The following is a 13,032-nucleotide window of genomic DNA, read 5'->3' as shown; positions in this document are numbered from 1 at the left end:
CTTACTTTATTATTTAGGGTTCTTATTTTTTATTTAAAATTAAGTTTAACCACTTTATTGTGACCAGCTGCGATTGCAGTATTTCTATTTACAAAACGAATCGTAAAAAGTGTCGAATCTGTAGAAAGTTGCATCCAATTTTCACCTCCATTTTGAGAATATTGTATCCCTTCAGAACCAACACAAACAATTTCTCTTCCGTTTCCTCCAGGAACATATTGTACACAAGATGCGTAACCAAAGCCCATATTCTGCCCAATCAATTCCCAAGTTTTTCCGCCATCTTTTGTAAAGGCTTTATTATCCACTTTTTTATTTGGATAATCATAATCGCCACCTGCAATAAAACCTTGTTTAGAATCATAGAAATCAGCTGTAAAAATTCCGGTCATTTGTTTTCCTTGAACAATTGGAGTTTCTACCACTTTCCATGTTTTTGCTTTGTCTGGAGAATAAAAAACACGGGCTTTTTTTCCACCTGAAACTAGCCAAGTATCATTTCCTTTAATTACAATATTGGTGTTACTTGCTGCAAAAGCCGCTTCACCGGTTGTATTTGTTGGCAATTTATCTGACAGTAGTTTTGTCCAAGTTTCTCCTCCATCACGTGTAACAATTATAGAGAAAGTATCTTCTGTTGGATCGCCGATCGCTATTCCTTCTTTGTCATTCCAGAATTGCATGCTATCGTAAAAAACTTTGGGGTTAATTTCTTTGTAAACCAATTTTACTTTATTGTCTTTTTTAGAAACTGCATAAAGCAACGCAGGATTTGCTACACTAAGTAAAAAAACATCTTTTGAGGTTTGAGCAATACTTCTAAACTCCAAATTTAAAGTATCACGATAAATGTGTTCTTCAAATTTTTCTTTTTTAGTTAAATCATAATAACCAAAACGAGAATTATCTGCACCGTACCAAACTTTATTTTTATCAATCAAAATTGCTCTGATGCTAATCCTATCTTTAAAAAGAGTATCTACTGTCATTGATGTAAAACCACTACTATAAGGAAGTTCGGTTTTATGAGTAAATGTTCTAAAAGACATCAATAAAATAAAAATACCACAAAATAAAGCTAGTTTTTTCATAGGAAATCAAAATTTGGTTAACGCTAAAATACGATTATTTATAAAATTTCAAATAGGTTTATTTTCTTTTTCAAAAAAATAAAATTTACACACTATTTTATTCTTAAACAGAATAAAAAACAGAAACATATATTCAATAAATTGATTTTCAGCTGTTTAAAAACAAGATTGTTATACAAAAGATTTATGGCACAGTAATTGGATATTCACTTATAGAAAAAATAATTTAATATAATTTAGTCATGAAAACGAAATTACTTTTAATAGCGATGATAGCCTTAGTTTTTGGTTCTTGTGCAGCACAAAATCAAACTACCGTATACGCAAAGAACTCAGATATAAGCGATAATTTAGATTTAAGAGCAGTCGCTTCGATGTTTGGAGAATCTGCTAATCTTCAAGATTTTGAAAGAAGATTAAATGATCCAAAATATCAAATTTCTAACCTTGACCTTAATGGCGATGATGAAGTAGATTATCTTCGTGTAATCGAGAGTGTAGAAGACAGAACTCACGTAGTAATTATACAAGCTGTTTTAGACCGTGACGTTTATCAAGACGTTGCCACTATTGATGTTGAAAGAGATAATTACAACAAAGTTAGTGTTCAAATTGTAGGTAACTCTTACCTGTATGGAGCAAATTACATTTATGAGCCTGTTTATAGTGTTGCACCGGTAATTTATACTTCATTTTGGGTAAACAATTACAGACCATATTACTCAACTTGGTATTGGGGTTATTACCCTACATATTACACAGCTTGGGCGCCATATCCAGTTTACAGATACAGAAACAATGTAAATGTATGTATAAACGTTCACAACAGCTACAACTATGTAAATGTGAGAAGAAGTTACAGAGCTCCAGTTATCTATGAAACAAGACGAACTTATGGCTACGAAAGAATGCGTCCAAACTATAGTTTTGCTCAAAGACATTCTAATGCTACAAACAGATACGAATTAGATCAAAGACGTGTAGCCAGCAGAGAATCTAATAGAAATAGTTATAATACTAATAGAGGAAGTAGTGCAAGACCAATATCTTCTGACAATAGAACAACTAACAGAAATTATGCTGAAAACAGAAATTCGACTAGTAGAACTTCTGTAGATAGAAATTACAATTCTAGCAATAGAACTGCAAACAAAAGTACAGAAACAACCATAAACAGAGACTATTCAAACAGAGGAAACAATTCTGCAAGAGTTGAAAATACTTCAAGAACAGAATCTAGAAATAACAATTCAGGAGTAACTTCAAGAGGAAATTCAGAAAATAGAGGCTCTAATCGTGAAATGTCTTCTCAAAGATCAGAGAATAGAAATTATTCTCAAAATAGAGGAAACACAACACAATCTGCTCCAGTTCAAAGAGCTGAAATGCCAAGAAGCAATTCTGAAAACAGATCTAGTTCTAACAGAGAATATTCTGCTAGACCAGCACAAACTCAACAACGTTCTGAAGCTCCAAGAGCAAGTCAGGAAACTTCTAGAGTAAGCCAAGAATCTAGAGGAGGACAACCACAAAGAGAGAGTGGCTCTAACAATAGAGGCGGCGGCGGAAGAAGAGGTTAATTTTATTAAAAACCATAATTAAGAAAAGCACAATTTTACGATTGTGCTTTTTTTTATCTTTTTAATTTTAATTGCTGCTAATTTGTTTTAAAACAGTAAATTTGCAACCGTCTTTTATAAAAATATACATGAGCGCATCGCATAAAAACTTACATAGTAAGTTGTCTATTGGGGGTTTATTGATTACTTTAGGGATTATTTATGGAGATATTGGTACCTCTCCTTTATATGTAATGAAAGCCATTTTGGGCGATCACACCATTAATGCCGATATTGTTTTAGGAGGTATTTCTTGTGTTTTTTGGACTTTGACATTACAAACTACAATTAAATATGTACTTATTACCTTAAGCGCAGACAACCACGGTGAGGGAGGAATTTTTGCACTTTATGCATTAGTCAAAAAAACAAAAATTCAGTGGCTTATTGTTCCCGCCATTATTGGAGGTAGTGCCTTGCTCGCCGACGGAATTATTACTCCACCTATCTCGATTTCATCTGCTGTAGAGGGAATTAGGGCATTTTATCCAACAATGCAAACACAAACTATTGTTTACATTGTAATCAGTATTTTATTTGTTTTATTTACAATTCAGCAATTCGGAACTAAATTGGTTGGTAAATTCTTTGCGCCAATGATGTTAATCTGGTTTGCCATGCTTGGAACTTTAGGTACAATTCAAGTGCTTAATTATCCAGAAGTTATCAAAGCGATTAATCCATATTACGCTTATCATTTATTATCTATACATCCTGATGGTTTCTTCGTTCTAGGATTTGTATTTTTATGTACAACTGGAGCTGAAGCGTTATATTCTGACATGGGACACTGTGGTAGAAAAAACATCAGAATTAGCTGGATGTTTGTAAAAACGACTTTAGTTTTAAACTACTTTGGACAAGCGGCTTATTTAATTCACCATGAAGGAAGCACTTTACAGCAATTAGGCGGAGAAAATGGAAATCCATTTTACTTAATAATGCCACATTGGTTTTTACCATTCGGAATTGTAGTTGCAACTTTAGCAGCCGTTATCGCTTCTCAAGCACTTATTAGTGGTTCGTTTACTTTGATAAACGAGGCAATGCGTCTTAATTTCTGGCCTAAAGTAAAAATTAAATATCCTACAGAAGTAAAAGGTCAATTATACATTCCGTCAATCAACTGGCTATTGTTTTTTGGTTGTGTTGGAATTGTATTACACTTCGAAAAATCAGGAAATATGGAACATGCGTATGGTCTTGCGATTATTCTGTGCATGATCATGACGACGATTCTGTTAAACTACTACTTAATTATGAAGCGTGTAAAACTGTACTTTATGGTACCGCTTATCACCATTTATTTATTAATTGAGTTTAGTTTCCTTTTTGCTAATATTACCAAATTTGCAGAAGGTGGTTATGTAACCTTAATCATTGCAAGTATGTTGATATCTGTAATGACAATCTGGTATTTAGCTAAAAAAATCAACAAAAACTACACGAAAGTGGTTAAGGTTGATGACTATAAACAAGTTTTAGTAGAATTGAGCCAAGATTTATCTATTCCGAAATACGCAACGCATTTGGTTTATATGACGAATGCGAATCGTGTTGATGAATTAGAGGAAAAAATCATTTATTCTATTCTTCAAAAACGTCCAAAAAGAGCTGATATTTATTGGTTTGTTCACGTTAATATTTTGACTGAACCTTATAAAACACAATATAAAGTAACTGAAATTGCTAAAGACGATATTTATAGAATTGACTTTAATTTAGGTTTTAGAGAACCAACCAAAATCAATTTGATGTTTAGAGAAGTTATCAAAGACATGGTAAAACGCGGAGAAGTTGATATTACCAGCCGTTACGAATCTTTAAACAAAAACAATATTATTGGAGACTTTAAATTTGTATTGTCTGAGAAATTCTTATCAAACGACAATGATTTAAGATGGCATGAAAACATTATCATGAATTCTTATTTCTTCATCAAAAAACTGAGTTTGTCTGAAGAAAGAGCTTTCGGTTTAGACAGTAGCTCTGTTAAAATAGAGAAATTCCCAATGGTGCTTCATGCTCCAGAAAATATTGGATTAACGCGTATTATTTCAAAAGAATAAAATGCTTAACAATAAGTTCAAAAAACACTCTAAATTGGAGTGTTTTTTTCATTTAATGAAAGTCTAAATAAGATTCAGTATTAAAAATTTAACTTTCAATCAATTAATAGTACCTTTGCAACTCAAAATATAGAAATGAGATTACACAGAAATTTAGTTTATACTACCATTGACTCTTTGAATGCTATTTTCAACGAAGGAGAATATGCTGATAAAGTGGTAGCTAGAGCATTAAAAAAAGACAAACGTTGGGGAAGTTCTGACAGGAAGTTTGTTGCTGAAACGATATACGAAATTGTTCGTTGGAAACGATTGTACGCTGAAATTGCCGAAGTAAAAGAACCTTACGATAGAGATAACCTTTGGAGAATGTTTGCCGTTTGGGCAGTTCTGCGCGGTTACCCAATTCCAGATTGGAGACAATTGGAAGGAACACCAGAAAGAAAAATAAAAGGCCGTTTTGACGAATTATCTAAAAAAAGAGCTCTAAAAGAATCTATTCCTGATTGGATGGATGAATTAGGAGTAAAAGAATTAGGTGAAAAAGTTTGGTCGAAAGAAATTGCGGCACAAAATCAGCCAGCAAAAGTTATTCTTAGAACTAACACTTTGAAAGGAACTAAAGAAAGCCTTAGAAACACTTTGATGGATTTAAATATTGAAACAGAATATTTAAAAGATCAACCTGAAGCACTAGTTTTAAAAGAAAGAGCAAATGTATTTTTGACTGATGCTTTTAAACAAGGACTTTTTGAAGTTCAGGATGCTAACTCACAATTAGTTGCTGGATTTTTGGATGTTAAACCAGGAATGCGAGTTGTAGATACTTGCGCTGGAGCGGGGGGAAAAACATTGCACATGGCTTCTTTAATGGAAAATAAAGGACAGCTAATTGCAATGGATTTGTACGAAAGTAAATTGAAACAATTGAAATTAAGAGCAAAAAGAAATGGCGCTTTTAATATTGAATACCGCATTATTGACAGTACAAAAGTGATCAAAAAATTGCACGAAAAAGCAGATCGTGTTTTGATTGACGCACCTTGTAGCGGATTAGGAGTTTTAAAAAGAAATCCAGATTCTAAATGGAAATTACAGCCTGAATTTATAGATAACATTCGTAAAGTTCAGAGTGAGGTTTTAGAAAGTTATTCTAAAATTGTAAAACCAGGCGGAAAATTAGTTTACGCAACTTGTTCTGTTTTACCATCAGAAAATCAAGAGCAAGTAGAGAAATTCTTAAAAACAGAAATCGGACAGCAATTTACTTTTGTTGAAGATCGTAAAATGCTTGCGTCTGAATCTGGCTTTGACGGATTCTATATGGCTTTACTGGAACGTAAAAAATAGGAAATTCCAATATTTAAATTCCAAATTCTAACCTTGGAATTGCTTAATATTTAAAATCCCAAATTTCAATCTGAGTTATTGAAATTTGGGATTTTTTATTTTCATTTTTTTTCTACTCTTCAAACAATTATTCTCACTGTTTTGTCATTTCTACGTAAGGAGAAATGACAAGATTGCGAAAACTTGGTCTTTAATCTTGTAAAGTAGGTTTTCTTAATAATTTTCCGTTTTCGTTTTCTTTAAATTTAGAAACAAAAACTATTTCTTTTGGTTTTTCATATTTACCAAGAACATCAAAAAAATCTGCTGGAAATTCTTGTTTTTCTCCTTCAATAACCAAAACTAATTTTTCTCCTAAAGTAGTGTCTGGAAGTCCAGTTACAAAAAACCTGCTATTTATTTTCCCTGTTAATTTAGCTTCAATCTGCTCAGGAATCAGCTTCACTCCTCCACTATTAATTACATTGTCAATTCTTCCTAAAAAAATAAATTGTTGATCATTTAATAATTCTACCAAATCATTCGTTACAATCGCTTCATCAGAAATTGTTGCAACATTGATAACCAAACATCCGCGGTCGTCTTGCGATATTTTTACATTTGGTAGAATTGAAAAAACAGAATCTCCTAAACGCTTTGCCGCAATATGCGTAATCGTTTCTGTCATTCCGTAGGTTTCATAAATCTCTGTTTTTAGAGGTAAAAGTTTTTCTTCTAAAGAAGAATCCATTTTAGCTCCACCAATAATCAATTTACGAACTTTTGAAAGTCCATTAATTGAATTTTGAACTTGAAGCGGAACCATCGCAACAAAATCGTATGTTGTTGTATTTAGTTCAAGCGGATGAAGACTCGGAGAAACAACTTCTAGTTCTAATCCTAAAATTAAACTTCGCACCAACATCATTTTTCCTGCGATAAATTGTGTAGGAAGGCACAATAAAGCTTTATCGCCAGGTTTTAAATCGAAAAAATCGCCCGTTGCAAGTGCAGACTGAATCATTGCTTTTTTTTCTAATCTTACCAATTTTGGAAGTCCGGTAGTTCCCGAAGTTGTCATTTCGATATAATTCTTTTTATCAAACCAATCTAAAAAGAATTCACCAATGGAACGCTCGTAAGCATCACCTTCTTTAACATAACTATAGGCAGCACGGCATAAATCTTTTGCATTTAAATGATAACCGTTTAGCTTAAAATAATTATGAACGTTGTTATGAGTTAAGTTTTGCATACTTTTTATTTTTTACTTCTACATTTTTAATCTCGTCTGTTAATTTTTCTTTCCAATTTGTCCAACCATATTTTTTGCTAAAAATGAAAAGTAAAATTGGATATATGATTACAACCGGTAGAATCACGTCTATTCCTGCCGATGGTTCTGAAAGATCTCTAAATATCGAATATGTCTGAAAAACGGTCCAATCTGAGGTCACTAAAAGAGCTCCAACAAGATTATTTGCCGCATGAAATCCTAATGCCAATTCCATTCCTTCATCCATCAAAGTGATAACCCCTAAAAACAATCCTGTTCCTATATAATATATCATTACAATATTTCCCATTTTAACTACTTCAGGATTAAACCAATGCATTGAGCCAAAAATAACCGAAGTCATAATAAGAGGAAACCATCTATTTCTAGCCAAATTTGCAAATCCTTGCATTAAATATCCTCTAAAAACATATTCTTCTGTACTGGTTTGTATCGGAATTAATATAGAACCTAAAACAACTAAAATTAGAAACGGAACTAATTTAAAACTTAAAACAAATTTTTCTGGAGAGCTTAGATAAACGATTGAAAAACTAACCAGCGAAATAAAAGTCCACAAAAAGAAAGAAAACCAAATTCGTTTCCAGTCTATTTTTGGTCTTGCCGTAGTTATTGATAATACTGTCTGATGATGAATATATTTAACTACAAAGTAAATTCCTGCAAAGGCAAAAACGAACGAAATCATTACAAGAAAGAGCGTCGTATTAGACTCAAACATTTTCATAACATCATCATTTGTTGTTGGAAATGCCTTACCTTGGCTAAAAGCTTTATAAAATACTGCGGCAGTAAGCGGAATTTGCCCTACAAAAGATGCTGCTATAATAAAAAGAGATCCTACGAGATATTTCCAAAATTTATTTTCAGGCTTAATTCCTTGTTCTAAAAACATAAATTTAAAATTTAAAAAAATGAGAATTCAAATTCCATAAGTAAATCTTACTTTTGGCTTTGCAAAACTACCTCTTTTTTGCCTTACAAATATTTGAACCCTTAAATATAACAAAATGATACAAATTTATCATAATCCGAGATGCGGAAAATCAAGAAACTGTCTTGCTTTTATCGAACAATCTAAACAAGAATTTGAAATTATTCCTTACTTGACAGAAACGCCAAGTGCTGATGAACTAAAAAAACTGTTGAAACAACTTAATTTAGAGCCAATTCAGTTGGTTAGAACCAAAGAAAAAATCTGGATCGAAAACTTTAAAGGAAAAACTTTAAACGAAGAACAAATTATAAATGCGATGGTCGAAAATCCAATTTTAATAGAAAGACCTATTGTTGTAAAAGACGGAAAAGCTATAATTGGCAGAGATCCAGATCTTGTTGCTTCTTTTTTAGATTGATTCTAAAATACTTCATTAACATTTTTTTGTGATTTCTTTCTTTAAACCAAAAACTACATTTGCCGTCTAAAGAGAAAAGAAAAACCAAAAATGAAGAAAATCAAATTTGCTGTACTGCTAGTATTCTTGTTTACAAGCATGTACAATTACTCACAACAAGGACCTGGCGGCAACAAAGTAAAAGTCAGCGGAAAAGTTTTAGAAAAAGTAAGCAAACAACCTCTAGAATATGCAACTATTTCTATTACAGCTCCTAATGATACTAAAGTTATTGCAGGCGGTATTACAAATCCAAAAGGAGAATTTGAAGTTACTGTAGCACCTGGAACTTACGATATAAAAGTTGAATTTATCTCTTTTAAATCAACTGAAATTAAACAAAGAAGCATTCAAGGCGACACTAATTTAGGTATTGTTAATTTATCTGAAGATGCTGCCCAACTTAACGAAGTTGTGGTTCGAGCTGAAAAATCGACAGTCGAAATAAAATTAGACAAAAAAGTTTACAACGTTGGTCAAGATATGATTGTAAAAGGCGGAAGCGTTAGCGACGTTTTAGACAATGTTCCTTCTGTTTCTGTTGATACTGAAGGAAATGTTAGTTTAAGAGGAAGCGATAACATTCGTATTTTAATTGACGGAAGACCTTCGCAAGCTATTAATATGGCAGAAGCTTTAAGACAACTTCCTGCTGATGCTATTGATAAAGTAGAAGTTATTACCAATCCATCTGCGCGTTATGATGCTGAAGGAGGTTCTGGAATTATCAATATTGTTCTTAAAAAAGGTAAAAATCAAGGTTTTAATGGAACTTTAATTGCCTCTACAGGTTTACCAGAAACTTATGGTTTAAGTGCCAATGTGAATTATAAAACCGAAAAATTAAATTATTTCACAACTGCTGGATACAATTATAGAACAAATGAAGGAGCTGGTAAAACAAACTCTGAGTATTTGAATGCAGATGGAACTACAAAAAACTTCTTAGATGAAACACGTGATACTAAACGTGTTAGAAACGGATTCAATGGAAGAGCTGGAGTTGAATGGACACTTACACCGACAACTTTCTGGACAAATGCAATTAATTACCAAAATAATACTGGTGATGATCGTGATTTGATTAATTATTACAATTACGATGCAAATCGAGCTTTTACAGGAACGTCTTATCGTTTAAATAACGCTGATACAGGAAGTGAAAATGTTGAATTTACTTCGAACTTAATTAAAAATTTCAACGACAAAGGACATAAACTTACAGCTGATCTTTCTATTTCGAGAAATACAGATGATAGCAATAGTACTATTACGGCTTCTCCAAATTTTAATACAACTTTAAACGATCAAGTACAAAAGCAAGTTTTAGCACAAGTTGACTATGTGTTGCCTCTTGGAAAAGGTGGACAGTTTGAAGCAGGTTACAAAGGAAGTTTTGGAGATTTGAATAACATCTACAATGTTAGCACTCTTGATTCGAATGGTCAGAATGTGACCGATCCTAATTTATCTAATACTTTAGAATACAAAGAAAACATCAATGCGCTTTATACGCAATATGGTTTTAAAGTAAATAAATTTTCTTATTTGTTTGGTTTAAGATGGGAAGATACCAACATCCAAGTTAACTTATTAGATAATAGTGATTTCAACACTAAAAAATACAACAATTTATTTCCAAGCGCTTTTGTTAGCTACGAAATTTCAGATCAAAGTAATTTCTCTGCAAGTTATAGCAAGCGTTTATCGAGACCAAGAGGACGTTTCATGAATCCTGCCGTAAACTATGCGAGTAATATCAATATCTTTCAAGGAAATCCTGATTTAGATCCTTCTTTGACGGATAAATATGATATTGGATATATCAAAAGATGGAGTAAAGTAACTTTTAATACTTCGGCTTATTTTGAAAACACAAAAGACGTTTTCAGTTTTGTAAGATCTCCTACTGGTGATGTTGTAACTCCAGACGGTGAAGTGGTAACTCCTGCGCCAGGTGAAGTAGTTGATGGTACGCCAGTAATTAAAAGTTCTCCGATCAACTTAGGAAGAGAACAAAAATTTGGTTTTGAATTTACATTCAATTACACGCCTTACAAATGGTGGAAATTGAACAGTAACTTTAACTTCTTTAATGTAAAAACTACTGGAGAAAACAGTTATACAGATACACAAGGAAATGTGGTTGTTCAGAATTTAGATAATCAGGCGAACTCTTGGTTTGCAAGAATAAACTCTAAAGTAACCTTACCTTACAAAATTGATTGGCAATTGACTGGAATGTACAATGGAGAGCAAAAAACAGCTCAAGGTAAAAACTTAGGTCAATTCGGAATGAACACTGCTTTTAGTAAAGATGTAATGAAAGACAAAGCAACAATTGCATTTAATATTAGCGATGTTTTTAATTCTAGAAAAATGAGATCTTACACATACTTAGACAATGTAAATTCTTATAGTGAATTCCAATTCCGTAAACGCCAGTTCAATTTATCGTTTACTTACCGTTTTAATAAACCAAAAGGTGAAAGAGATAAAAACATGCCTAAAAACAATGACGGCGGCGGAGAAGGCGGAGAATTTCCAGGATAATCGCATTTAAACTTTAATATTAAAATTCCAAATTCCAATTTTAAAAATTGGAATTTGGAATTTTTTTTATATCATATTCATAAAATCAAAAAGGCAAAGCTTGCTCAGCTTTGCCTTTGATCAAAAAAAAAAAAAACAAAAAAGAATTAAAAACCAGTTTTACTATTTTTAAGCAGTAACTTCTTGTTCTGCTGTATTTTTCAATTTAGGAACAGGAATTGCTTTAGCTGCCACTTTTGGTTTTGAGGCGGGCTTCTTTTTACCCCATTTCTGTTTACCCCACCAAATTATAAATCCAGTGATAGGAAGAGTTGCAGAAATTAAGCTGGCAAAAAATGCAATAATTTTTCCTGTTAGTCCAAGAACACTTCCAACGTGAATATCATAATTCATACGTCTGATTTTGTCTGGAATATTTGCCTCTACATATTTCCCTGAGAAAGGAGTTTTAATTGAAATCTCTTTCAAAGACTGCTGATCGTAACTGTAACGATCCATATTGTAATAGGTGTTTTTTTGCTTGTAAACAAAAGCACCAATTGGATCCGAAGGTTTTCCGGGAATGTTAACTAAAATTCCAGAAGCTTGCGGATTTTCTTTTCTTAATTTTAATAATACCTTGTCGGCAGTTGTAATATTAAATGCTACAACATTTGTAGTATCTGATTTTGGAGATTCACGGTTTTCTGTCAATGGTTTTCCGCCAGAAGTTACCCAATATAATGATTTACTCCACCATCCAAAACTCCAAACTAAACCAGTTACGGCAATAAAAAACAAGAATATACAGCTGTAAAAACCGAACACATTATGCATATCATAATTTACACGTTTAAAGCTGGCATCCCATTTAATTTTAAAACTTTTATCAATAATTGATTTTATCCATTTTGTTGGCCACCATAAAACGATACCCGAAATTAATAAAACCACAAAAATTAGAACAGCAACACCTACAATTGGTCTTCCGATATCATAAGGAAGCCACAAAGCACGATGTCCGTTTAATATCCATCTGAAAAAATCTGGCGAATCTCCTCTAGAAAAAGTTTTTACGTTTAATATTTCTCCCGTGTACGGATTCATATAAACGCTAATAAAAGTTCCAGATCTTCTACCGCCTTTACGCTTTTCATCTTTTCCTTTTCCTTTTTCTTTTTCTCTAGGTTTACCTTGAGTTTTTAGATCAGATTTTGCTTTTTCGCCTTCATTTTTAGCGAAATCTTTTTTTCTTTCTCCTCTTTTATGTTCCGCTTTTTTGTTTTCGCCCTTTTCTCCTCGACCGCCTCTTTCACCATCTTCTTTTTTCTCTACAAAATAGCCTACAATTGCCGCTTCGTCTTTTTCTCCGAAAGTAACACTTGTAGCTTTTTTATCTTTCATTTTTTTATCTGCAATTGAAACCAATTGAGAAGGCAACAAAAATGCTTTTTCCTGAGGTTTTACAAAACGCCAGTCTTCGATAAAATCTTTTATTTCGTGCTCAAAAACATAAATACAGCCCGTAAGGCTGACAATAACTACAATGATTCCAGACGCTAAACCAAGCCACAAATGCAGCCAAGCCATAACGCGCTTAAAAAGTGATTTTTTACTTTTTTTCTTATTGTTTGGGGTTGGTTTTGATTTTAAAAAAGAAAACATATTTTGTGATAGATAAATAGGATAAATAAAAAAACC

Annotated in this window: 9 protein-coding genes; 5 read left to right on the top strand and 4 right to left on the bottom strand. The window is 32.5% G+C overall.

The genetic code is table 11. From position 1 onward, the window contains the following. Positions 1 to 29: 29 nt before the first annotated feature. Positions 30 to 1,091 carry an oxidoreductase gene (locus P0R33_RS19230; RefSeq protein ID WP_276172783.1) on the bottom strand — a complete coding sequence of 354 codons (1,062 nt, stop codon included), beginning with the start codon at positions 1,089 to 1,091 and terminating at the stop codon, positions 30 to 32. Between the two features lie 242 nt (positions 1,092 to 1,333). On the opposite strand from P0R33_RS19230, the gene P0R33_RS19225 reads away from it, so the two are divergent. The 3 genes from P0R33_RS19225 (at position 1,334) to P0R33_RS19215 (ending at position 6,129) form a co-directional block, all read left to right on the top strand. Then, positions 1,334 to 2,671: a hypothetical protein gene (locus tag P0R33_RS19225; RefSeq protein ID WP_276172782.1), complete on the top strand. Its 1,338-nt coding sequence runs from the start codon at positions 1,334 to 1,336 to the stop codon at positions 2,669 to 2,671. A 128-nt stretch (positions 2,672 to 2,799) separates the two neighbouring features. Further along, positions 2,800 to 4,779 (top strand): KUP/HAK/KT family potassium transporter, encoded by a 1,980-nt coding sequence (locus tag P0R33_RS19220; protein WP_229349711.1) that lies wholly within the window; start codon positions 2,800 to 2,802, stop codon positions 4,777 to 4,779. A gap of 135 nt (positions 4,780 to 4,914) precedes the next feature. After that, positions 4,915 to 6,129, top strand: a complete 1,215-nt coding sequence (locus P0R33_RS19215; protein ID WP_276172781.1) for a methyltransferase domain-containing protein — start codon at positions 4,915 to 4,917, stop codon at positions 6,127 to 6,129. Between the two features lie 190 nt (positions 6,130 to 6,319). On the opposite strand, the gene P0R33_RS19210 is transcribed toward P0R33_RS19215, so the two are convergent. Together P0R33_RS19210 and P0R33_RS19205 are read right to left on the bottom strand one after the other, a co-directional pair. Continuing rightward, entirely contained in the window at positions 6,320 to 7,363 is a 1,044-nt protein-coding gene (locus tag P0R33_RS19210) for an AMP-binding protein (RefSeq protein ID WP_276172780.1), read from the bottom strand. After that, entirely contained in the window at positions 7,344 to 8,300 is a 957-nt protein-coding gene (locus tag P0R33_RS19205) for a CPBP family intramembrane glutamic endopeptidase (protein ID WP_276172779.1), read from the bottom strand. The genes P0R33_RS19210 and P0R33_RS19205 overlap by 20 nt, the downstream gene beginning before the upstream one ends. Positions 8,301 to 8,415: 115 nt before the next feature. Here P0R33_RS19205 and arsC point away from each other — a divergent pair, with 115 nt between their 5' ends. Both arsC and P0R33_RS19195 read left to right on the top strand, forming a co-directional pair. Next, a complete protein-coding gene (gene arsC, locus P0R33_RS19200; protein ID WP_276172778.1) occupies positions 8,416 to 8,760 on the top strand; it encodes an arsenate reductase (glutaredoxin) in 345 nt (114 codons plus the stop codon). Between the two features lie 90 nt (positions 8,761 to 8,850). Then, positions 8,851 to 11,352 (top strand): TonB-dependent receptor, encoded by a 2,502-nt coding sequence (locus P0R33_RS19195; RefSeq protein WP_276172777.1) that lies wholly within the window; start codon positions 8,851 to 8,853, stop codon positions 11,350 to 11,352. 168 nt (positions 11,353 to 11,520) lie between these two features. Here the strand turns inward: P0R33_RS19195 and P0R33_RS19190 are convergent, their stop codons facing one another. Further along, a complete protein-coding gene (locus P0R33_RS19190; protein ID WP_276172776.1) occupies positions 11,521 to 12,996 on the bottom strand; it encodes a PepSY-associated TM helix domain-containing protein in 1,476 nt (491 codons plus the stop codon). Positions 12,997 to 13,032 lie beyond the last annotated feature (36 nt).

This window comes from Flavobacterium sp. YJ01 (assembly GCF_029320955.1).
Lineage (GTDB): Bacteria > Bacteroidota > Bacteroidia > Flavobacteriales > Flavobacteriaceae > Flavobacterium.
This window is presented reverse-complemented; position numbering and strand designations above follow the sequence as displayed.